18 protein-coding genes are annotated in these 21,108 nt (G+C 73.9%); 7 read left to right on the forward strand and 11 right to left on the reverse strand.

The genetic code is table 11. The features are described from left to right. The first annotated feature begins 5 nt into the window (after positions 1–5). On the forward strand, positions 6–908 hold the full coding sequence (locus tag ACWEJ6_RS08055; RefSeq protein ID WP_452422295.1) for a sigma-70 family RNA polymerase sigma factor: 903 nt from the start codon (positions 6–8) through the stop codon (positions 906–908). A gap of 4 nt (positions 909–912) precedes the next feature. On the opposite strand, the gene ACWEJ6_RS08060 is transcribed toward ACWEJ6_RS08055, so the two are convergent. The 5 genes from ACWEJ6_RS08060 to ACWEJ6_RS08080 form a co-directional block, all read right to left on the reverse strand. Continuing rightward, the gene (locus tag ACWEJ6_RS08060) at positions 913–1,974 is read right to left on the reverse strand and encodes an amidohydrolase family protein (protein ID WP_452422297.1); all 1,062 of its coding nucleotides are present in this window, start codon (positions 1,972–1,974) and stop codon (positions 913–915) included. Further along, positions 1,971–3,263, reverse strand: coding sequence for an alpha-galactosidase (melA, locus tag ACWEJ6_RS08065; protein WP_452422299.1), 1,293 nt, complete (start codon positions 3,261–3,263; stop codon positions 1,971–1,973). Before melA ends, ACWEJ6_RS08060 begins: the two co-directional genes overlap by 4 nt. A 3-nt stretch (positions 3,264–3,266) precedes the next feature. Beyond that, positions 3,267–4,211, reverse strand: coding sequence for an alcohol dehydrogenase catalytic domain-containing protein (locus tag ACWEJ6_RS08070; protein ID WP_397160528.1), 945 nt, complete (start codon positions 4,209–4,211; stop codon positions 3,267–3,269). 242 nt (positions 4,212–4,453) lie between these two features. Then, positions 4,454–5,668: a cytochrome P450 family protein gene (locus tag ACWEJ6_RS08075; RefSeq protein ID WP_452422302.1), complete on the reverse strand. Its 1,215-nt coding sequence runs from the start codon at positions 5,666–5,668 to the stop codon at positions 4,454–4,456. Positions 5,669–5,799: 131 nt separating this feature from the next. After that, positions 5,800–7,905 (reverse strand): ATP-binding protein, encoded by a 2,106-nt coding sequence (locus ACWEJ6_RS08080; protein ID WP_452422304.1) that lies wholly within the window; start codon positions 7,903–7,905, stop codon positions 5,800–5,802. A 138-nt stretch (positions 7,906–8,043) separates the two neighbouring features. On the opposite strand from ACWEJ6_RS08080, the gene ACWEJ6_RS08085 reads away from it, so the two are divergent. Continuing rightward, positions 8,044–9,015, forward strand: coding sequence for a PP2C family protein-serine/threonine phosphatase (locus ACWEJ6_RS08085; RefSeq protein WP_452422306.1), 972 nt, complete (start codon positions 8,044–8,046; stop codon positions 9,013–9,015). A gap of 82 nt (positions 9,016–9,097) precedes the next feature. Continuing rightward, a complete protein-coding gene (locus tag ACWEJ6_RS08090) occupies positions 9,098–11,080 on the forward strand; it encodes an APC family permease (protein ID WP_387672691.1) in 1,983 nt (660 codons plus the stop codon). Between the two features lie 62 nt (positions 11,081–11,142). Here the strand turns inward: ACWEJ6_RS08090 and ACWEJ6_RS08095 are convergent, their stop codons facing one another. Genes ACWEJ6_RS08095 through ACWEJ6_RS08110 form a run of 4 tightly spaced genes read right to left on the reverse strand, consistent with a single transcriptional unit; the run spans position 11,143 to position 15,502 of the window. Next, positions 11,143–12,114 carry a phosphotransferase family protein gene (locus ACWEJ6_RS08095; protein ID WP_452422308.1) on the reverse strand — a complete coding sequence of 324 codons (972 nt, stop codon included), beginning with the start codon at positions 12,112–12,114 and terminating at the stop codon, positions 11,143–11,145. After that, positions 12,101–12,247 carry a hypothetical protein gene (locus ACWEJ6_RS08100; protein WP_387672686.1) on the reverse strand — a complete coding sequence of 49 codons (147 nt, stop codon included), beginning with the start codon at positions 12,245–12,247 and terminating at the stop codon, positions 12,101–12,103. The genes ACWEJ6_RS08095 and ACWEJ6_RS08100 overlap by 14 nt, the downstream gene beginning before the upstream one ends. 49 nt (positions 12,248–12,296) lie before the next feature. Next, positions 12,297–14,774, reverse strand: a complete 2,478-nt coding sequence (locus tag ACWEJ6_RS08105; RefSeq protein WP_452422310.1) for a PEP/pyruvate-binding domain-containing protein — start codon at positions 14,772–14,774, stop codon at positions 12,297–12,299. Continuing rightward, entirely contained in the window at positions 14,771–15,502 is a 732-nt protein-coding gene (locus ACWEJ6_RS08110; RefSeq protein ID WP_452422312.1) for a TetR/AcrR family transcriptional regulator, read from the reverse strand. The genes ACWEJ6_RS08105 and ACWEJ6_RS08110 overlap by 4 nt, the downstream gene beginning before the upstream one ends. 114 nt (positions 15,503–15,616) lie before the next feature. Here ACWEJ6_RS08110 and ACWEJ6_RS08115 point away from each other — a divergent pair, with 114 nt between their 5' ends. From ACWEJ6_RS08115 to ACWEJ6_RS08125, 3 genes are all read left to right on the forward strand, one after another. Then, positions 15,617–16,162 (forward strand): hypothetical protein, encoded by a 546-nt coding sequence (locus ACWEJ6_RS08115; protein ID WP_357979448.1) that lies wholly within the window; start codon positions 15,617–15,619, stop codon positions 16,160–16,162. Positions 16,163–16,208: 46 nt separating this feature from the next. After that, the gene (locus ACWEJ6_RS08120) at positions 16,209–16,589 is read left to right on the forward strand and encodes a hypothetical protein (RefSeq protein ID WP_452422314.1); all 381 of its coding nucleotides are present in this window, start codon (positions 16,209–16,211) and stop codon (positions 16,587–16,589) included. Positions 16,590–16,668: 79 nt separating this feature from the next. Continuing rightward, complete coding sequence (locus tag ACWEJ6_RS08125; protein ID WP_452422316.1) at positions 16,669–17,340, forward strand: DUF6766 family protein; 672 nt, start codon at positions 16,669–16,671, stop codon at positions 17,338–17,340. Here the strand turns inward: ACWEJ6_RS08125 and ACWEJ6_RS08130 are convergent. Beyond that, positions 17,274–18,110: a 1-aminocyclopropane-1-carboxylate deaminase/D-cysteine desulfhydrase gene (locus ACWEJ6_RS08130; protein WP_452422318.1), complete on the reverse strand. Its 837-nt coding sequence runs from the start codon at positions 18,108–18,110 to the stop codon at positions 17,274–17,276. The two genes, ACWEJ6_RS08125 and ACWEJ6_RS08130, sit on opposite strands and share 67 nt — an antisense overlap. A gap of 43 nt (positions 18,111–18,153) precedes the next feature. Between ACWEJ6_RS08130 and galK the strand changes: the two genes are divergently transcribed. Beyond that, positions 18,154–19,266 carry a galactokinase gene (gene galK, locus ACWEJ6_RS08135; RefSeq protein ID WP_452422320.1) on the forward strand — a complete coding sequence of 371 codons (1,113 nt, stop codon included), beginning with the start codon at positions 18,154–18,156 and terminating at the stop codon, positions 19,264–19,266. A gap of 5 nt (positions 19,267–19,271) precedes the next feature. On the opposite strand, the gene ACWEJ6_RS08140 is transcribed toward galK, so the two are convergent. Further along, positions 19,272–21,101, reverse strand: a complete 1,830-nt coding sequence (locus ACWEJ6_RS08140; protein WP_452422322.1) for a glycoside hydrolase family 15 protein — start codon at positions 21,099–21,101, stop codon at positions 19,272–19,274. Between the last annotated feature and the right edge of the window lie 7 nt (positions 21,102–21,108).

Raw genomic sequence — 21,108 nt, forward strand, 5'->3', positions numbered from 1 at the left:
GACCGATGAACGCGCAAGCCGACCTGGCCGGCCACTTCGACCTGACCAGGAGCCATCTGCGGGCGGTGGCGCACCGCATGCTCGGCTCGGCCGACGAGGCCGACGACGCCGTCCAGGAGACCTGGCTGCGGGCCGCCCGCGCCGGCACGGACGGGGTCGCGAACGTGCCCGGCTGGCTGACCACGATCGTCGGCCGGGTCTGCCTCGACATGCTGCGCGCCCGCGGACGCAGGGACGAGCAGCTCGTCGAGGGCGAGCGGTTCGACCAGGTGAGCGTCCATGACGGCGATCCGGCCGACGCGGCGGTGCTGGCCGACTCGGTCGGGCTCGCCCTGCTGGTGGTCCTCGACACGCTGAGCCCGGCCGAGCGGGTCGCGTTCGTGCTGCACGACCTGTTCGCGATGCCGTTCGGGGAGATCGCGCAGATCGTGGCGCGATCGCCCGCCACGGCCAAGAAGCTGGCCAGCCGGGCGCGGCAGCGGGTGCACGGCACGCCCGTCCTGCCCGCCGCCGACCACGCCAGGCAGCGCAGGCTCGTGGCCGCCTTCCTCGCCGCGGCCCGCGCCGGCGACCTGGACGCCCTGCTCGCGGTCCTCGACCCCGACGTGCTGCACCGGTCGGACGTGCCGGGGTCGGGCGGCGAGCGGCGCGGCGCCCGTCCGGTGGCCCAGGGCACGCTCACCGACTCCGGCGGCGCGCGCTTCGCCGACCTCCTGCTCGTCGACGGCAGGCCGGGCATCGGCGTGCTGCGCGGCGGCCGGCTGTTCCTGGTGCTGCGCGTCACGACGGACGGCGAGCGCATCACGGAGATCGACATCGTCTCCGACCCGGCCCGCCTGGCCGCCCTCGACCTCGCCCTCGACCCCGAGTCCGGCCCCGCCCCGGACGGCGGCGTGGCCGCGCCCTGAGCGGTCAGGCCAGCCGCGGCACGAGCCGCAGCGCGTTGCCCGCGTACACCCGCTCCAGGACGTCGTCGGGCAGGTCGAGGCCGGAGATCGTCCACCGGCCCATCAGCGGCGGGTCGTCGAGGGAGTGCGCGAACGCCTCGTCGTCGGTCTCCATGAACCGGAAGTGGATCCGGTAGACGTCCGGGTGCGGCGGGATCTCGTCGGTGCCGAACAGCACCCGGCCGGGGTGGCGGAGCATGAGCGCCCGCGTGGCGCGCGGCTGGCGTCCCAGCTCGGCGACGCGCGCCGCGATGTCGATGTGGAAGTTCGGGTACGCGTCCAGCATCCGGCCGGCGAACCCCAGGTTCTCCGGCCAGCACCCGGCGTGCACCCCGATCACGGTCGTGGCCGGATGCCGGGCCACCATCGACTCCATGGCCTCCATGAGCCGCTCGAACGGCGGGAACCCCGGCCCGGAGAAGTTCCAGTCGGGCCGGGCGGCCAGCAGTTCGAGGCGTTCGTTGCGCTCGTCCACGGGCTGGAAGAAGGCGACCGGGTCGGCGGTGTGCAGGGCGATGGGCACGCCCGCCTCCCCCACGGCGGCCCACAGCGGGTCCAGGCGGGGGTCGTCGAGCATGACCAGCTCGCCCCTGTGGTCGCGCACCCGCAGCCCGACGTCCTTCCACACCTTCAGCCCGGCCGCGCCCTCGGCGACCGAGCGGCGCAGCTGGGCGGCCAGCCGCTCGCCGAAGCCGGGCGCCGCGGTCTCGGACCAGTCGACGTGGCAGAACGTGGCGAACCGGCCCGGATGGGCGGCGTCGTAGCGTTCGAGGTTCTCGGCCAGCTCCAGGCCCCAGCGGCCGTCGAGGTTGACCATGCCGCGCAGGTTGAGCTCGTCCATCATGCCGATCAGGGCGGGGACGTCCTCGACCATCCAGCCGCCGTCCTCGGTCAGCCAGCGGCCGAGGTGGATGTGGGCGTCCACGACGGGCAGCCGGGCCCGGTCGACCTCGTGCACGGCCACCCGGAGCTGCGACACCGGGCGGTAGCGGGACAGCGGCAGGCCGGCGTCGGACGACAGGGTCACTTCCTGATGCCTTCGGGCAGCAGGTCGCCGTGGGCCTCGATGAGGGCGTCCACCAGCTCGCGGACCTTGCGGACCGGCAGGGTGGCGGCGGTGTTGGGGTCGAGCAGCGCGGCCTGGTAGACGTGGTCGCGCCGCCCTTCCAGGGCCGCCTTGACGGTCAGCTCGCCGACGCTGAGGAAGGCCCGGTTGAGTGCGGCGACCTGGGCGGGCAGCTCGCCGACGGGCAGCGGCCGCACGCCGGACCGGTCGACGTGGCAGGGCACCTCGACCGTGGCCTCCGGCGGCAGGTTCGAGATCAGGCCGCCGTTGCGCACGTTGCCGTGGATCAGCCTGCGGGTGCCGGTCTCCATCGAGTGGATGGCCAGCGAGGCCAACTCGTCGCCGCGTTCGATCGGCACGCCCCGGCCGGCCTCCAGCGAGCTCTTGTACTGCTCGTACTCCTCGTAGCCCTCGGCCAGCCACTCCAGGTAGACGTTGATCGGGATGCGGTACCGCTCGACCTCCTCGGCGTGCGGCAGGAACCACGGCAGGTACTCCGAGCCGTGCTCGGAGGACTCGGTCGGGAAGTAGCCGAAGTTGCGGTAGACCTCCACGCGCACCCGCCGCCGCAGCTCGGGGTCCCGGTCGATCAGCTCGTCGAGCCGCCGGTAGAGGTTCTCGCCGTCGCGCTCGAAGCGCAGCACGAACGCCTGGTGGTTGACGCCCGCGGTGAGGAAGGAGATCTCCTCCTCCGGGACGCCGACCATGGCGGCCAGCGTGCTCTGCGTGTCGCGGGCGGCGTGGCAGACGCCCACGACGTTCTTGAACGGGGTGCCGGCGTAGACCGACCAGGGGATCATCGACATCGGGTTGGTGTAGCTGAACAGCACCGAGTCGGGGGCGAGCTCGGCCAGGTCGTCGCCGATGCCGACCATGACGGGGATCGTGCGCAGGGCGCGGAAGATGCCGCCGATGCCCAGGGTGTCGCCGATCGTCTGGCGCACGCCGTACGCGGCGGGGATCTCCAGGTCGCGCCTGACCGCCTCCAGGCCGCCCACCGCGATCTCGTTGATCACGTAGTCGGCGCCCTCGACGGCGGGCCGGCGGTCGGCGTACGCCTCGATCCGGGCGGCGATGCCCAGCTCGGCGACCATCCAGCGGGCCATCGCCGTGGCGGTGTCGAGCCGGGCCCTGTCGATGTCGTGGAGCACGATCGTGGACTCCGACAGTTCCGGAAATGTCAGGATGTCCGAGAGGAGGTTCTTGGCGAACGTGATGCTGCCGGCGCCCACCAGGACGATGCGGGCCATGGGTTACCTCGATTCCGGGGTCAGCAGGGCTTTGACGGGGGTGGCCTGGCCGTTCATCAGCCGGGTGAAGACCTCGGCGCCCTCTTCCAGGGGGAAGGTCCGGACCCAGCTCAGGTCCCAGCGGCCGACCAGGCCGACGGCCGCGGCGAAGTCGGCCGCGTCGTAGGCGAACGAGCCCAGCACGCGCTTCTCGCCGCGCACCAGGTCGGCGGCGTCGTACCCGGCGACGTGGTCGGCCAGGCCGAGCCAGACGGCCACGCCGCCGGGGCGCAGCCGGGACAGGGACTGCTCGTGGGTGGCGGCGGCGCCGACCGCGTCGAAGATCACGTCGTACTCGCCGGTCAGCTCGGCGCCCGCCGCCACGCCGCCGAGCGCCGCGGCGACGGCCAGCCGCTCGGGCGAGCGGTCGGCCACGTCCACGCCGGCCGCGCCGCCGGACAGGGCGGTGAGCAGGCAGGTCAGGCCGATGGCCCCGGCGCCGAGCACGCCCACGCGCGCGCCGGCCGGCCGCCCGGCCAGCCCCCAGGCGTGCACGGCGTTCGCGGCCGGCTCCACCACGCCGGCCGCGGTCCAGCCGAGCCCGTCGGGCAGCGGCACCACGGCCCCGGCCGGCACCGCGACGCGCTCGGCGAAGGCGCCCGGCCGGTGCACGCCGATGATCTGCCGCTTCCTGCACACGTTGGGCCGGCCGATCAGGCACACGTCGCACGCGCCGCACGACAGGATCGGGTTGACCGTCACCGGCCGCCCGTCGTCGGTGCGCCCGGCGAACTCGTGCCCCATGACCAGCGGCGGCACCCGGAACCCGGGGGTCCGCACGCCGTGCAGCTCACTGCCGCAGATGCCGGAGGCCACCACGTGCACCAGCACCTCGTCCGGCCCGGCCACGGGCTCGGGCACGTCCCGCTGCTCCACGACGCCGGGGGCGGTGAAGACGAGAGCCCTCACGAGGGCCGGCCGGCGGTCGAATGCGCGCGTTCCATTGATGTCCTGTCCTGTTTGTGTTCCGCCATAAGGAATGCTATTCCGAACTGGCGCTAGGAGACCATTGCGGCGAAGATCATGTCAAGAGGCCAGGGGAAGAGGCGGCGTCGCCGCACCCGGTAAGCCCGGAGCGGCCGGGTCGAGGACGTCATCCTCGACCCGGCCGCCCTGTTCCGAATCACGGAAAGCTGGTGCGACAGGCAGAATCAGCGCAGCAGCACGGGCACCGCCAGCGGCCCCTCGGTGATGATCGACGCCGTGTAGGCGATCTCCTCGGGGCGGACCGCCAGCCGCAGCCCCGGGAACCTGCCGAACAGCGACGACAGCGCGATCCTGGCCTCCAGCCGGGCCAGCGGCGCCCCCAGGCAGAAATGCGGGCCCCGGCCGAAGCCGAGATGTCCCTCCTTGGCCTTGCCCAGGTCGAAGCGGCCGGCGTCCGGGCCGTAGCGGGCCGGGTCGGTGCCCGCGCCGGTGAGCCCGACGATGATGGGCCGGCCCGCCGGGATGGTGGTGCCGGCGACCGTGACGTCCTTGAGCGCGTAGCGGAAGACCAGGCCGACGACCGAGTTGCGGCTGCGCAGCGCCTCCTCCACCACCTGCTCCCACGCGTCCTCCGTACGGGCGCGGTCGAGCTGGGCGGGGTCGGCGCACAGGGCCACGACCGCCTTGGCGATCAGGTGCACGGTCGTCTCGTGGCCGGCGACGAGCACGACCCACAGGATCCACAGCAGCTCGTTGTCGGACAGGCGGCCGCCGTCGTCCTCGTTGGCGCGGATCAGGCCGGTGGTCAGGTCGTCGGCCGGATCGCGGCGGCGGCGCGCGATGAAGGCCGCCAGGTAGCCGAGCAGCGACCCGGCCGCCGCGTTCACCTCGTCGGGGGCGGCGGCGTGCGACAACATCACCCCCGTCCACTCGCGGATCTGCGCCCGCTCCTCCTGCGGGACGCCGAACAGCTCGCAGATCACGGCGACCGGCAGCGGCTCGGTGAAGGCATGCACGAGATCGACCTCGCCGTCCCGCTCGGCCATGCGGTCGAGCAGCTCGTCGGTCATCTCCTGGACGCGCGGCGCGAGGGCGGCCACCCGGGCCGGGGTGAAGGCGCGGTTGATGAGGCTGCGCAGCCGCCGGTGGTCGGCGCCGTCCTTGGTCAGCAGGTGGTCGCCCTCGATGACCTGGCGCAGCGGCCAGTCGGCGGGGACGGTGCCGTCATGAAGGCCGGTGAAGTTCCTGGCGTCCTTGCTGTAGAGCGCCTCGTCGTTGGCCAGCACCTCGTCCGTCGCCTCGTAGGAGGTCACCAGCCAGCCGTTCACCTCCCCCGGCAGCAGGACGGGCAGGACCGGTCCGTGCTCGTCCCGCAGGCGGCGGATCGTGTCGGACGTCCGCTCGCCGGGAACCGGGAACGGAAGTGGCGCGGTGTCCAATGCAGCCTCCCATGTACGGATGTCTCCCTACTCTCCGTGGTAACGCCGATGGATCCAAGGGGTGAGGTTGTCACCGCCAGGCAGGCAACATCTGCCTCCTCCGCCACGTCGGAGCCCCAGGATCGGCGGTCTCACACGTTCGGCAGCCCCTCCCCCTCGGGTTCCAGCGCGTACGCGATCCCGGCGTCGACCTCGCCGTCGTACCCGGCGCGGAACGCCGCCCCGTACGCGTCGTCGCCCAGGGCCTCGCGCGCCTGCCGCTCGCACTCCTGCCGGGCCGCCACCCAGGCCGGGACGCTGGCCTGCGCCTGACCGTGGCTGCTCCAGATCCGCTGCGCCAGCCCCAGCAGCCGGGCCGCCCGCTCGGGCCGGCCCGCGGCCCCCGCGCCGAGCGCCAGCAGGTCGACGGTCAGCCCGATGCCGAAGTCGTCGTGCAGCCTCCGCTTGGTGCGCAACGCCGCCTGCCCGTAGGCGACGGCCGCCGCCACCCGCCCGCGGGCCAGCTCGGCCTGGCCGCGCAGCAGGTCGCCGTGGGAGCGCATGGCCTGCTCGCCCTGCTGGTCGCACAGGGCGCGCAGGTCCTCCAGCACGGAGATCGCCTCTTCGATCCGGCCGGCGACGGTGTGCGCGACCGCCCGGCACATCAGCGCCAGCAGCCCGGCGATCGTCAGCTCGTCGCCGCTCCAGCGCATCGCGTACGCCGGCTCCGACTCCGCCATGGCCTGCTCCAGGTCGCCGCGGATCACACCGGCCGACGAGCGCAGCGCCTTGACGCACAGCGCGGCGAAGGCGTCGTCGTCGGCCGCGGCGGCCTCGCACTCATCGGCCCGCGCCTCGACCGCGGCGGCGTCCCCCTGGGTGGCGGCGAGCAGGCCGTCGGCCCACAGGGCGCGGGCGCGGACGGGGCCGGGGGCCGGGTCGAGCGCCAGGGCCTGGCCCAGGTAGTGGCGGCCCTCCTTGGCGTAGCCGCAGCCGTACCAGAAGAAGGCCAGCGTGCCGGCCAGGTCGAGGGCGGCCGCGCCGTCCCGCTCGCCGAGCGCGGTCTCCAGCGCGGCGCGCAGGTTGTCGTGCTCGCCGACCATCCGGTCGTACCAGGCGGGCTGGGCGGCGCCGAGCCAGCCGGCCGCGCCGCGCACGGCCAGGTCCTGGTAGTGGGCCCGGTGCCGGCGGCGCAGCTCCTCCTCCTCGCCGAGGCCGCGCAGCCAGCCCGCGCCGTACTCGCGCAGCGTGTCCAGCATGCGGTAGCGCTCGCCCGAGCCGGTCGGCAGCCAGGTCAGGATCGACTCGTCGGCCAGGGCGTCGAGCAGCAGCCCGATGTCGGCCTCGGGCAGCCGCTCGTCGGCGCACACCCGGCGCGCCGCCTCGGCGTCGAAGTCGCCGGCGAACACCGACACCCGCGCCCACAGCAGCCGCTCGGCGGGCTCGCACAGCTCGTGGCTCCACCCGACGGCGGTGCGCAGCGCCTGGTGCCAGGGCGGGTCGGCCTCCTGGGTGAGCGCGAGGTCGTCCTCCAGGGTGGCGAAGCGGTCCTCCAGCCGGTCGGCCAGATGGCCCAGGGGCAGGTCGCGCAGCCGGGCCGCGGCCAGCTCGATCGCCAGCGGGATGCCTTCGAGCCTGCGGCACAGCCGGACGACGTCGTCGCGGTTGGTGTCGGTGATCTCGAAGGTCGGCATCGTCGCCGCGGCGCGCTCGACGAGCAGGGTCACGGCGTCGTGGCCGAGCGGCGCGGTGGCGCCCGCGGCCGGCACCGGCAGCGGGTCGACCACGATCACCAGCTCGGGGTCCACCTCCAGCGGACGGCGGCTGGTGGCCAGGACGTGCAGCCCGGGCACCGCCGCGAGCAGCCCCTCGACGACCGCCGCGCACGCCCCGACCAGGTGCTCGCAGGTGTCGAGCACGAGCAGCAGCTCGCGCCCGAACAGGTGCTCGGCCAGCACCTCGGACATGGGCCTGGTGGTCTGGTCGGTGAGCCGGAGCGCCTCGGCGATGGCGTGCGGCAGCAGGGTCCCGTCGTCCAGCGGCGACAGCTCCACCAGCCAGCAACCGCCGGCGAAGTCGGGCCGCAGGTCGGCGGCGGCGCGCAGGGCCAGGCGGGTCTTGCCGACGCCGCCCACCCCGGTCAGGGTCACCAGCCGCGAACGCCGGCACGCCCTGCGCACCTGCTCCAGCTCCGCGCCGCGGCCGATCAGGCTCGTGAGTTCCGCTGGAAGGTTGCCCGCCTGCCACTTACCTGCCATCGTGATCGCCACCTATCGGATGAAGTTGTGACAGCAGCTTGCCGGAACCTGATGCACTGCGTGACTAAAAGTGAGAAAGTAGCTACTCACCCTGTTCGCCGCGTCCGGAAAGAAGAAGCCGATAACCGGAGACACACCATGCGTTCACAGCGAGGCTGGTTCCTGCTGTTCCTGCTGGTCGAAGGGGTTGTCGCGCTCTATGTCACCTTCGGGCGCGCCGGTTTCGACCCGCTGACGGGGCTGCTCGTCCTCGCCCCTGCGATGGGGCTTGCGTCCGTGGCCTACCGGTTCCAGTGCGAGCAGGAGCGCGAGTTGTCCCGGGTGCGGGAGATCGCCGAGCTGGCCCAGCAGGCGATCGTCCGGCCGCTGCCGCCCCGGCTCGGCGGCATGAGCCTGGCCGTCCACACCCGTTCTGCCACCGACCAGGCGCTGATCGGCGGCGACCTGCACGACGCGCTGGTCGCGCCCTCCGGGGTGCGGCTGATCGTCGGCGACGTCAAGGGCAAGGGCATGGAGGCCGTCCGCCTGAGCGCCGTCGTGCTGGCCTCCTTCCGGCGGCACGCGCCCGACGCGCCCGACCTGGTGACGCTCGTCACAGCGCTCGACGCCGACCTCGTCCCGCACCTGGGCGAGGAGGACTTCGTGACCGTCCTGCTGGCCGAGTTCGTGCCCGGCGAGGTGCGGCTGGTCAACTGCGGCCATCCGGCTCCCCTGCGCATCGGCCACCGCCTGGAGGCGCTGGAGCCGCCCGAGCCCTCGCCGCCGCTCGGCCTGGGCCCCGAGCCGCGGATGCGGCGCGCCGGGCTCGGCCTGTCCCAGCGGCTGCTGCTCTACACCGACGGCCTGAGCGAGGCCAGGGACGCCGACGGCGTGGAGTTCCCGCTCGACCAGCACGTCCGGCATGCCCTGGCCGCGCCCGGCCTCGACCACGCGCTGCCCAACCTGCTCGACCTGCTGGACGAGCACGCCGGCGACCTGCGCGACGACCTGACGCTGGTGCTGGTGCAGCCGGTGCCCGCGCCGGACCCGGCCGAGCGCGCGGCCGGTCCCGCGCCGGACGGCCCGGCCGCCACCGCCCTTCCGGCCGACTCCCGCAGGGACGGCTTCTGAGGGAGGACCGCGGCGGGGCCGCCGGGATCGGACCCCCTAAGGTGGGGACGTTCGTTGGCGGCGTCCCCGAGAGGAAGTTCCGGTGAGTGGTACCGGTGAGCTTGCCATACCCGAGTCGGTCGAGAGCGCGGGCCGTACCGGGCCGCCTTCGAGCCGGCCGGCGCGATGGTTGCTGCGGCACCAGGTCCAGCCCGTCGGCCCGGAGTCGGCCGAGGGCCACGGCGAGCCGCAGCCCTGGTGGAAGGTCATGTGCCTGACCGGCGTCGACTACTTCTCCACCCTGGCCTACCTGCCCGGCATCGCCGCGCTCGCGGCCGGCGCGCTGTCGCCGCTGGCCACGCTGCTCATCGTGGCGCTGACGCTGCTGGGCATGTTGCCGATGTACCGGCGGGTGGCCAAGGAGAGCCCGCACGGGCAGGGGTCGGTCGCCATGCTCGAACGCCTGCTGCCGTTCTGGCGGGGCAAGCTGTTCGTGCTGGTCCTGCTGGGCTTCGTGGCCACGTCGTGGATCATCACGATCACGCTGTCGGCCGCCGACGCCTCGGTGCACATCCTGGAGAACCCGTACTTCCCGAGCTTCCTGCACGGGCACGCGGTGATCATCACCGTGGTGCTGCTGGTGGTGCTCGGCGGGGTGTTCCTCATGGGCTTCACCGAGGCGGTCGGCGTCGCGATCCCGCTGGTGGCGCTGTTCCTGCTGCTCAACGCGGTCGTCGTGGCCGTCGGGTTCGCCGACGTGGCGGCCGAGCCGGAGACCCTGTCGCGCTGGACGGACGCGCTGCTCAACGGGCGCGGCGGCTTCACCGGGCTGGTCGGCCCGGCCGTGCTGGCCTTCCCGCTGCTGGTGCTGGGCCTGTCCGGGTTCGAGACGGGCGTCAGCATGATGCCGCTCGTGGCCGCCCAGGGCGACGACCCCGAGCAGCGGCTGCGTTCGCGCATCGGCAACACCCGCAAGCTGCTGACCGTGGCCGCGCTCATCATGAGCGTCTACCTGATCGCCACCAGCTTCGTCACGACCGTGCTCATCCCGGCCGAGCAGTTCGCGCCGGGCGGGCAGGCCAACGGCCGGGCGCTGGCGTACCTGGCGCACGAACGGCTCGGCGAGGGCTTCGGCACGGTCTACGACGTCAGCACCATCCTCATCCTCTGGTTCGCCGGCGCCTCGGCCATGGCGGGCCTGATCAACATCGTGCCGCGCTACCTGCCCTCGTACGGCATGGCGCCCGAGTGGGGCAAGGCCGTCCGGCCCGTCGTGCTGGTCTACACGGCCATCTGCGTCCTGCTCACCCTGGCCTTCAACGCCGACGTCGACGCCCAGGCCGGCGCGTACGCCACCGGCATCCTGGCGATGATGGTCTCCGGCGCGGTGGCGGTGACCATCTCGGCCGTCCGCCACCGCCAGACCCCGGCCGTCGTGGGCTTCGCCGTCCTCACTCTGGTGCTGGTCTACGCGCTGGTGGAGAACATCAGGGAGAAGCCCGACGGCATCACCATCTCGGCGTTCTTCATCCTCGGCATCGTCGCGATCTCGCTGATCTCGCGGGTGTCGCGCACGACCGAGCTGCGGGCCGACCGGATCGAGTTCGACGCGGCGGCCCGCCGGTTCGTCACCGACTCGCTGAACCACGACGGCGCGCTCAACATCATCGCCAACCGGCGCGGTCCCGGCGACGCGGCCGAGTACCTGGCCAAGGAGAGCGAGCAGCGGTCCATGAACCCGGTGCCGGGCCGGGCCGACGTGCTGTTCCTGGAGATCGACGTCATCGACCCGTCCAGCTTCAGCGACGTGCTGCGGGTGCGCGGCGTCGAGGTCGACGGCCATCGCGTGCTGCGCGCGGAGAGCCCGGCGGCGCCCAACGCGATCGCGGCCGTGCTGCTGGCGCTGCGCGACGGCACCGGGGTGCGTCCCCACTGCTACTTCGAGTGGGCCGAGGGCTCGCCGATGGTCCACCTGCTGCGTTACCTCATCCTGGGCCGCGGCGACACCGCGCCGGTCGTCCGCGAGATCATCCGCAAGGTCGAGCCCGAGCCGCAGCGGCGGCCCGGCATCCACGTCGGCGGCTGACCCGTCCAGAGGCGCTCAGGGGCCGGTCCAGGGCCCCTGTCAGGCGCCGGTTCGGGGGCGCGTCAGGGCCAGCGGGTGCGCAGCCAGGCGAGGGTGGTGCGGCGGGAGCGTTCGCGACGGTCGCGCAGCGCCGGCGGCGCGGGCTCGGTGGCCGAGCGCGTCCAGTAGCCGAGGAGGGCGACCAGGAGGGCGTCCACCTGGTCGGCGGGCGCCCGGCGGCCGAGCGGGTGCGCGGTGAGCAGGCGCTCGGGGTCGCGCGGCCCGAGGTCCGACTGCAGCAGCAGGCAGACCAGGTCGGCCCAGGCCGGGCCGGTGCAGGCGCGTCCCCAGTCCACCAGGCGGGCGGTCCCGTCGCGGGCGATGAGGATGTTGTCGAACCGCGGGTCGAAGTGCAGCAGCGTGCCGCCGGTGACCAGGGCGGTCCAGCGGCGTTCGACCGCGGCAAGACGGGGCAGGCGGGCGCGTTCCCAGGCTCCGGCGCGGGCGGGGTCGAGGGTGTTCCACAGCTCGCAGCGTCCCGACATGCGCCCGGCCAGCGTGGGCAGGCCCTCCAGCGGGGACGGGGTCAGCTCGCGGGCGCACGCGGTGAGCAGGGCGAGCGCGGCGGCCAGTTCGTCGTCGTGCCAGGGCTCGTGCGGGACGCGGCCGGGCGCGACCTCCGAGCAGAGCAGGACCCACCCCGCCGCCTCGCAGGAGAACAGGAACCGGGGGGCGGGCACGCCCGGCGGCAGGGCCGCGCCCACCACGGCCTCCGCCCGGTAGTCGGCCGCGTGCGGCGAACCGGCGGGCACGGCCTTGACGAACACCCGGCCGCCGCCGGCGAGCGTGAGCACGCCGCGCACGCCGCCGGTGAAGCCGCCGTGCCGCGCCGCGAAGCCGGCCGCCGCCCGCCCGAGCCGCCGCTCGACCTCCCGGACAAGAACACCGGGCAGGTCCTCCCACCCGAGCGGCCCGCTCCGGGGGCCAGGCGGGTCGTGCCGTTCGGGCGGAGTCGTCCGGGGGCCGGGCGGGTCGTGCTGTTCAGGTGGTGTCATCCGGTTGCCGGGCCTCCTGGAGGTCGGGCTGGGCGGCGTCGCGGTCGAGGCCCAGCAGGGCGAGGCGGAAGCGGGCGCAGCGCGCTTCGAGCTCACGCTCGTCTTCGAGGATCCACTGTTCGATCATGGTCATCCAGTGAACACACCGGCCGCCGGGGGACGGCCGACTTGGCGCAGTCTTTTCACTGGAGCAACTCGACCGTGCCGCGCTCGCCGTCCACGCGGACGCGGTCGCCGTCGCGCAGCCGCATGGTGGCGTTGCCGGTGCCGACCACGGCCGGGATGCCCAGCTCGCGGGCCACGATCGAGGCGTGCGACAGCGGCGCGCCCATGTCGGTGACGACGGCGGCCGCGCGCGGGAACATGGGGGTCCAGCCGACGTTCGTCAGGGTCGTCACCAGGATCTCGCCGGGCGCCAGCCGGTCGCCGTCCTCCGGGCCGGCGATGACCCTGGCCACACCCTCGACCACGCCCGGCGCGCCGGGGAACCCGGTCACGGTGTCGCTGACCGGGACGTCGAAGCCGCGGGCGTCGTAGACGTCGGCCCGACGACCCGGGTCGGCGGCCCACCGGACGGGGTCGAACCGGCCGACGATCACCGTCGGGTACGGCGGCAGCGCGGCGTACCGGTCGTGGGTCGCCCGCCGGACCGGGACCCGGGCCAGGGCCGAGGCGTCGCCGCGCAGCACGTCGAGGATCTCCTCCAGGTAGAGGTGGAACAGGTCGTCGCCGTGCCCGGTCAGCTCCCCGGCACGCACGACGAATGCCCTCAGCACCCAGAAGGCCCGGATGTTCTCCGAGCGGGCGCTCTCCCGGTCGCGGACGACCGCGTTCCACCGCCGTACCCGGGCGCGCATCCGGGCCTCCTTGCCGGGGTGGCGGGCGGCGAACCGGGCCCACGCCTCCTGCCTGGCCTTCTCCTGCCGGGCCAGCAGCGCCTCGGTGCCGGCCCGCAGGTCGCGCAGGCCGGCGAGCTGGGCGTCGATCCAGGCCGGGTCCTCGCCGGGCCGGGGCCTTGAGACCTCGAACTCGTGCGGGCCGCGGTGCCCGTAGGCCAGCGCGAACTCCTCCCTGCTGATCTCGCCCCTGGCCAGCCGGCCCAGGCCCAGGACCGGCCCGAGGCTGGCCAGCTCGCCGTCGGCGTTGACGCCGGTGAGCATGGCCTCGGCGTCCGCCTCGCCCATCAGCCTGCGCAACCGGTCGCGGGTCCAGACCAGCGTGGCGCCGCCCTGGCGGCCGGCGGCCTCCAGCATGCGGCTGGAGGTGACCAGGTGGGGCTCGATGGCGGACGTCCACAGGTCCGCCAGCTCGGGGCCGGAGGACGTGGCGGCGACGCGTTCGCGCAGCTCCTCGCAGCGCTGCCGGGAGGTGGCGAGGAAGGCCGGCAGCTCCTTGATGTTCCGGCGCACCCGCCGCTGGAGGGTGACGGCCATCGGCAGGACGCGCCGGACGATCTCCCAGCGCGACAGCCGCACCAGCGGCACCTCCAGGCCGGCCGGCAGCCTGCCGAAGACCTGCTCGACCGCGCCCAGCCTGCTCCGCATGCCCAGGGCCGCGGCGATGGAGTGGACGACGCTGAGGTTCATGTAGAAGCGGCCGCCGATGTTGCCCACCAGGTCGAACCCGGGCAGCGCCGAGGCCGACATGGCCTCGTGGATGAAGATCCGGACGAACGACCAGGTCGCCGGCGTCATCACGTCGGGGATGGCCTCGCCCAGGTTGCCCGCGGTCCACAGGTAGTCGCCCTTGAGGCTGTCGTTCCACTCCTCGGCCTGCGGCTTCAGGCCGGTGATCGGGCGGGCCTGGAGGATCGCGAACGTGCCGTCGCGCCTGGCCCACTCGACGTCCATGGGCATGCCGTACAGGGCCTGGACGCGTTCGCCGAGCGCGGCCAGCTCCACCGCCTGCGCCGGGTCGAGGACGGGAGCGCGCCGCAGCTCCTCGGGCACGGGCTCCTCGCGGGTGCCGCTCGCGGTGCGCACGGTCATGACGGTCTTGTCGGCGACCCGCGAGCCGGTGACCCGGCCGCCGGACAGGGTGATCGTGTCCGGCGTGACCTGCCCGCCGACGACGGCCTCGCCGAGCCCCCAGGACGCGTTGACCACGATCTCGTCGCGCGCGCCGGTGACCGGGTCGGCGGTGAACATGATCCCGGCCGCGTCGGCGTCCACCAGCTCCTGGACGACCACCGCCAGGGCCACGTCGTCGTGCGGGACGCCGTTGCGCTCGCGGTAGGCGACGGCGCGCGGGTTCCACAGCGAGGCCCAGCAGCGGCGGACCGCCTCCAGCAGGCCGTCGGCCCTGACGTTGAGAAAGGTGTCCTGCTGCCCGGCGAACGACAGCTCGGGCAGGTCCTCGGCGGTGGCCGAGGAGCGCACGGCCACCGCGACGTCGTCGCCGAGCGCGGCGTGCGCGGCCCGGATCTCCTCGGCCAGGCCGGCCGGGATCTCGTGCGCGGCGAACAGCGCGCCGGGGTCGCCGCTGGAGGCGATCTCGGCGCCGAACGCCGTCACGAACGACCGGTACGCCAGGGTCGTGACGACGAACCCGCCGGGCACCGGCAGCCCCGCCCTGACCAGCCGGGCCAGCGAGGCGCCCTTGCCGCCCGCGGTGCCGAGGTCGGCGGCGGCTTCGTCGTCGAGGGGAATGACTGCTTTCATTGCACGCGCTCCTTGGCCGGGCTCATGGATGTCGCCAGTTTGCGCCGGGCGACGTCGGCGAGGGCGTCGATGAGGTCGAGCGTGGCCCGCGCGACGGCGGCGGCGTCGTCGGGCGGCAGCGCGCGTCCGGTGCCCACCGCGCGTTCGACGGTCTCGGCCAGCAGCTCGGCGACGCGGTCGTCGGGCAGCCGCTCGGACTCCGGGCGCGCGCCGGGCAGGAACATGAAGCCGTAGAAGATCGAGCCGATCACCGTGACGTGCTCGGCCGGCTCCGCGCGCACGGCGCCCAGCCGGACCAGCTCGCGCAGGTAGGCGTCGAAGGGGCCGCCGAGTTCGAGGCCGCCGGCCGCCGGGCCCTGCCGCTTGAGCCGGGTGAGCTTGCCGAGCACCTCGGAGTCGTCGAGCAGCACCGCGTGCAGCAGCGGCCGGTGCAGCAGCGCCGAGGCCAGGCTCCCGAACAGCTCGCCGAGGGTGGCGGGCGCACTGTCGCGCACCCGGTCCATCATGAGCACCCGCTCGCGCCGCAGCAGCGCGGCGAACAGCTCCTCACGCGTCTTCCAGTGCAGGTAGATCGTGCCCTTGGCGACCCCGGCGCGCCTGGCGACGTCGTCGACGGTGGTCTTGTCGTAGCCCCAGCGCAGGATCAGCTCGGCGGCGGCGTCGAGGATCCGGTGGGCGCGCTCGGCCTGCCGCGCGGGGTCCTGCGGCGGCCTGCCCGCTCTGGCCATACGTCATCCTCCAATTGTTTGACCGGATGAGCTTAAGCGGTCATCTAATTGATGGCAAGGCCGGATCTCCCGTACGCCGCCGGGAAGGTGCCGCCGGGCCGTAGCGTAGGGGGCATGGGCAAGGCGTTCTGGATCGACCAGGAGTTCGACAGGGACCGTGACGGGCGCTACGCCGTGCACGTGCGCAAGAACCTCGACGAGTTCGAGTGGGGCGACATCGCGCCGGTCAGGTTCGCCTGCGCGGCCTGGCGGCTGGCCACCCCGCCCGCCCTCACCCCCGGCTACGTGCGCTGGGACCGCCGCGTCCTGGAGGCCACCTGCCACCGCAACACCTGGGACGGCACCCTGTTCGCGCGCGTCCGGATCGTCTCGCCGCCGCCCGCCGAGCTGACCAGGTCGCGCGCCTGGTGGCGCGACCGCGGCTGGCTGGGCTGGCAGGAGACCTTCGGCCAGTACGTCGAGCCGAGCCAGCAGGACCTCGCCCGCATCCCGTTCCTGCGCGCCACGCTGCTCGTCGAGGCGCCCGTGCCGCTCGGCGACCTCCCGCCGGAGCCCGAGGGGCCGCACGACGAGGTCGAGCAGCGCGCCCACCGGGCCGTGCTCGTGCTGGTCCGCGAGCTCAACGCGCTGGTCGCCCCGGTGCTCGACCAGCTCGGGTAGCTCGCCGGCCAGCATGCCCGCTGCCCCAGTGGGTAGCGGGAGGCTCATGAGATTTCCGTTCGTCGTGACGGCGCTCCTCCTGGCGGCCGTCGGCTGCGCCGTGGACACGACGTCCCCCGCCCGCGCGGCCGAGCGTTTCCACGCGGCCCTGGAGGCTCACCAGGAGGACGCCGCGTGCGGGCTGCTGGCCCGGACCACCGCCGAGAAACTGCCCGACCGCGGCCAGACCTGCGCCCAGGCGCTGGGCGACCTCAAGCTGGGGCCCGGCGGCGCGGTCACCGAGGTGAACGTGTGGGGCAAGGAGGCCCAGGTGCGGCTGGCCGGCGACACCCTGTTCCTGCACCGCTTCGACGACGGCTGGCGGGTCAAGGCCGCGGGCTGCCGGCCCGTGCACGACCTGCCCTACGAATGCGAGGTGGAGGACTGATGCGGGTGATGTTCACGCTGACCCTGCTCGTCATCGCGGCGGGGCTGGCCTGGTTCCTGGCCATAGGGTGGGCGCGGTTGTGAAGTGGTTGAAGGAGAACTCCCTCTCGCTGGCCTTCCTGGTCATGTTCCTGCTGGCGCTCGGCGGGCAGGCGGTGGCGGGCATGCTGCAGTTCAACGACGTGCAGCTGGTCCAGGGCGCCGACCCGGTGTCGTTCGCCGAGTACGTGACCTCCTCCGACTTCGCCGTGGACGTGGCCGAGAACTGGCAGTCGGAGTACCTGCAGTTCTTCCTGTACATCATGCTGACCGTCTGGCTCGTCCAGAAGGGCTCCCCCGAGTCCAAGAAGGTGGAGGACGCCGGGGCCGAGTCGGACGAGGAGCAGCAGGTCGGCGCGCACGCCACCAGCTACTCCCCCGCCTGGGCCAAGGCCCGCGGCGCCCGGCTGTGGCTGTTCAGCAATTCGCTCGGGCTGGTGATGGGGGCCATCTTCGTGCTGTCGTGGCTGGCCCAGTCGGTGGCGGGCCAGGCGGCCTACAACTCCGGACGGCTCGGCGACCTGCGCGACCCCGTCTCGTGGGGCCAGTACGTGACCTCCGCCGAGTTCTGGAACCGCAGCCTGCAGAACTGGCAGTCTGAGCTGCTGGCCGTGTTGTCGATGGTGGTGCTGTCGGTCTACCTGCGTCAGCGCGGCTCGCCCGAGTCGAAGCCGGTCGGCGCCCCGCACGCGGCCACGGACGTCGAGGGCTGACCGGTCAGCACGGCCACGACGCGGGTGCCCGGCGCGAACGCCCCCCGCCGGGCCAGGTCGAGGACGCCGTAGAGCATCTTGGCCACGTAGACGCCCTCGACCCGGTGCTCGGCGGCGAACCGGTCGAGGGCGGGGGTCGTACGGGCGTAGCCGCCGAAGTGGTGGTCGAGGTCGAGCGACCAGTTCGTCCAGGTGCGGCCGTAGGCCTCGCGCTGGAGCCGGGCCACCTCGCCGGCCAGGAAGCCGGCCCCCTTGAGCACCGCGAAGCCCAGCGCCCGCCTGCCCTCGGGCAGCCCGGCCGAGATGCCGGCCAGCGTGCCGCCGGTGCCGACCGGGCAGCAGACGACGTCGTAGTCGATGTCGATCTCGGGCGGCAGCTCGGCGCAGCCGCGCACGGCCGCGGCGTTGCTGCCGCCCTCGGGCAGGATCGTGACGTCGCCCCACCGCTCCCGCAGCCGGGCCTGCACCTCGGGCGTGTGCTTGAGCCGGTAGGTGGCGCGGTCGAGGTAGGTGAGGGTCATCCCGCAGGAGGCGGCGAAGGCGAGCGTGGGGTTGAGCGGCAGGTGCTCCTCGCCCCTGATCACCCCGATCGTCTCGATGCCGTGCAGCCTTCCCGCCTGCGCCACGGCCCTGATGTGATGGGAGTACGCCCCGCCGAAGGTGAGCAGCCGCCGATGGCCCAGGTTGTACTTGAGCTTGCGCCGCTTGTTGTCGTCGTGCATCAGGAACACCCGGACCTGGCCGAGCGCTGGATCCAGGAGCTCCTCCATGGCGCTAGTCTACGGTCGGGCCTTTGTTGAGGAGTGTTGGATTATGCGCGTTGCTGAAGCTTTTCGTGCCGCCTTCGGTGCCGATCCCCGGACGGTCTGGCGCGCGCCCGGCCGGGTCAACCTGATCGGCGAGCACACCGACTACAACGACGGTTTCGTCCTGCCCTTCGCGGTGCCGTGGGGGGTGAGCGCCGCCGTCACCCCGCGCGCCGACCAGACCGTCCGGCTGCTGTCCCTCCAGTCCTCCGGCGGCCCGATCGAGCTTTCGGCCAGGGAGGAGGCGACCGGCTGGGCCCGCTACGCCGTGGGCGTCCTGGCCATGCTCGGCGACCGGGTCGCCGGCGCGGACATCGCGATCGACGGCGACGTGCCCCAGGGCGCGGGGCTCAGCTCCAGCGCCGCGCTGGAGGTGGCCGTCGCCTCCGCGCTGAACGACGTCCACGGGCTCGGCCTGACGCCGATGGAGATCGCGCTGCTCAGCCAGCGGGCCGAGAACGACTTCGTCGGCATGCCCTGCGGGATCATGGACCAGGCCGCCTCGGCGCTGTGCGAGGAGGGCCACGCGCTGTTCCTCGACTGCCGCTCGCTCGGCTCCAGGAAGATCCCCCTCGACCTGGCCGCCGAGGGCCTGAGCATCCTCATCATCGACACCCAGGTCCACCACGAGCACGCCGGCGGCGAGTACGCCAAGCGCCGCGCCGAGTGCGAGTCCGCCGCCCGCAAGCTGGGCGTGGCGTCCCTGCGCGACGTCACCGACCTGGCCGCGGCCCTCGACCGGCTCCAGGGCGACGAGCGCAAGCGCGTCATGCACGTCGTCACCGAGAACCACCGCGTCGAGGCCCTGGTCGGCCTGCTGCGCGCGGGCAAGGTGACCGAGATCGGCGCCCTGCTCAACGCCTCCCACCTGTCGCTGCGCGACCAGTACGAGGTCTCCTCGCCGGAGCTCGACGTGGCTGTGGAGGCCGCCTTCCGCGGCGGGGCCCGCGGCGCCAGGATGACGGGCGGCGGCTTCGGCGGCTCGGCCATCGCCCTGGTCCCGGACGACCGCCTGGACGGCGTGCGCGAGTCGGTCTCGGCCGCCTACGCCGAGCGCGGCTTCCAGGCCCCGCGCTTCCTGGCCGCCACCGCCGCCGAGGGCGCCCACCGCCTTGCCTGAGCCGGTCAGGGCGTGCGGGCCGCTCCCGCCCGTGCCAGGTTGACCCCGCTGGCGATCACCCCGATGTGGCTGAACGCCTGCGGGTAGTTGCCCGCGAACGCGCCCGTGGCCGGGTCGATCTGCTCCGGGAGCAGGCCGAGCGGGCCGGCGCGGGCGCACAGGGAGGCGTACAGCTCCTCGGCGCGGGCCCGGTGGCCTTGCAGGATGAGGTTGTCCACCAGCCAGAAGCTGCACAGCAGGAAGGCGCCCTCGTCGCCGGGCAGGCCGTCCGGCGACCGGTCGTGCAGGTAGCGGTAGAGCAGGCCGTCACCGGCGGACAGGCGTTCGGCGACGGCGGCGGTGGTCGCCGCCATCCGCGGGTCGTCGGCCGGCACGACCTTGCGCAGCGGCAGCGCGAGCAGGCTGGCGTCCAGGCCGCCGCCGCCGTCGAGGTGCTCGCTCAGGCACTGCGCGTCCTCGTCCCACGCCTGCTCCAGGATCAGCCGGCGCAGCTCCTCGGCGGTGGCACGCCACCTGGCGATCGGACCGGCCAGGCCCAGCCGTTCGCCGATGGCCGCGGCCCGGTCGAGCGCCACCTGGCACATTCCCGCCGAGTAGGTGAACACCCGGCCCTGGCTGCGTACCTCCCAGATGCCCTGGTCGGGCTGCCGCCAGCTGTGCGCGGCGGCCTCGGCCAGCGCCGACAGCCCCGACCACAGCGCGGGCTGCAGGTCGCGGCCGGGCAGCAGCCACTGGTCGGCGCAGTCCAGCACCTCGCCGTAGACGTCGTGCTGGCGCTGGTCGGCCGCGCCGTTGCCCCACCGCACCGGCGCCGAGCGCCGGTAGCCCTCCAGGTCGGCGTCGACGACCTCCTCGGGTACGGGGTCGCCGCGCAGCGTGTACATGATCCGCGGCTGGCCGCTCTGTTCGAAGGCGTCGAGGACCCAGCCGAGGAAACCGTCGGCCTCCTCCGCGAAGCCGACGCGGCGCAGCGCGAAGACGGCGTAGGCGGCGTCGCGGATCCAGGTGTAGCGGTAGTCCCAGTTGCGCACCCCGCCGACGGGCGCCGGCAACGAGGACGTCGGCGCCGCGACCAGCGAGCCGTTCACCCAGTCGTCGCACAGCTTCAGCGTGATCACCGAACGCCGGACCAGCGCCTCCTGCGGCCCCTGGTAGGTGCACGCGCCCATCCAGCGCCGCCAGGCGTCGGTGGTCTGCCGCACCATCGCCTCGGGGTCGAACCGGTGGTGACGGTGGATGCGCCCCCACGACAGCACCAGGTCCAGGCGCTCGCCCTCCTGGAGGTCGTGCACGGTGCGCAGCCCGGTCAGCGGCCGGTTGGAGCGCAGGTGCAGCCGCAGGTCGGGCCGGCGGGACGCGCGCACCTCCAGGCCGCTGCCGAGCATCCGGGCCTGCCCGCCGCCGCGCGGCGCCAGCTCGGCCCGCAGGCGCACGTCCCCCGCCAGGACGACCGCGGACCTGACCAGCTCGCCCCGTCCGCCGCCGGCGTCGTCGCTGAGGTCGGCGCCGGCGCGCAGGGCCAGCGCGTCGGTGATCCGGACCACGCCGGACGGGCCGCGCAGCTCGGTGACCAGCACGGCGGTGTCCGGCTCGTAGTACTGCCTGGCCTCGCGCAGGTCGTCGGCCGTCAGCGTGAAGCACCCGCCGCGCTCACGGTCGAGCAGGCCGCACAGCAGCGGGTCGCTGTCGAAGCGCGGCAGGCACAACCACGGGATCGAACCGTCGAGGGCGACCAGCGCCGCCGTCGTGCCGTCGCCGATGAGCCCGAGGTCCTCCAGCGCCGGGTAGCCCTCCCGGTGGCGCACCGGGCGGAAGGGTGGATCGAGATCGAGCATGGCCGCC

This window comes from Nonomuraea sp. NPDC004702 (assembly GCF_053601695.1).

What these genes read in the sequence shown, in the direction of transcription:
- ACWEJ6_RS08140 (WP_452422322.1), bottom strand. Translation starts at nt 21,101, where the DNA reads ATGCTCGATCTCGATCCACCCTTCCGCCCGGTGCGCCACCGGGAGGGC.
- ACWEJ6_RS08115 (WP_357979448.1), top strand. Translation starts at nt 15,617, where the DNA reads ATGGGCAAGGCGTTCTGGATCGACCAGGAGTTCGACAGGGACCGTGAC.
- ACWEJ6_RS08055 (WP_452422295.1), top strand. Translation starts at nt 6, where the DNA reads ATGAACGCGCAAGCCGACCTGGCCGGCCACTTCGACCTGACCAGGAGC.
- ACWEJ6_RS08095 (WP_452422308.1), bottom strand. Translation starts at nt 12,114, where the DNA reads ATGACACCACCTGAACAGCACGACCCGCCCGGCCCCCGGACGACTCCG.
- ACWEJ6_RS08100 (WP_387672686.1), bottom strand. Translation starts at nt 12,247, where the DNA reads ATGACCATGATCGAACAGTGGATCCTCGAAGACGAGCGTGAGCTCGAA.
- melA (WP_452422299.1), bottom strand. Translation starts at nt 3,263, where the DNA reads ATGGCCCGCATCGTCCTGGTGGGCGCCGGCAGCATCACGTTCGCCAAG.
- galK (WP_452422320.1), top strand. Translation starts at nt 18,154, where the DNA reads ATGCGCGTTGCTGAAGCTTTTCGTGCCGCCTTCGGTGCCGATCCCCGG.
- ACWEJ6_RS08085 (WP_452422306.1), top strand. Translation starts at nt 8,044, where the DNA reads ATGCGTTCACAGCGAGGCTGGTTCCTGCTGTTCCTGCTGGTCGAAGGG.
- ACWEJ6_RS08105 (WP_452422310.1), bottom strand. Translation starts at nt 14,774, where the DNA reads ATGAAAGCAGTCATTCCCCTCGACGACGAAGCCGCCGCCGACCTCGGC.
- ACWEJ6_RS08120 (WP_452422314.1), top strand. Translation starts at nt 16,209, where the DNA reads ATGAGATTTCCGTTCGTCGTGACGGCGCTCCTCCTGGCGGCCGTCGGC.
- ACWEJ6_RS08130 (WP_452422318.1), bottom strand. Translation starts at nt 18,110, where the DNA reads ATGGAGGAGCTCCTGGATCCAGCGCTCGGCCAGGTCCGGGTGTTCCTG.
- ACWEJ6_RS08110 (WP_452422312.1), bottom strand. Translation starts at nt 15,502, where the DNA reads ATGGCCAGAGCGGGCAGGCCGCCGCAGGACCCCGCGCGGCAGGCCGAG.
- ACWEJ6_RS08080 (WP_452422304.1), bottom strand. Translation starts at nt 7,905, where the DNA reads ATGGCAGGTAAGTGGCAGGCGGGCAACCTTCCAGCGGAACTCACGAGC.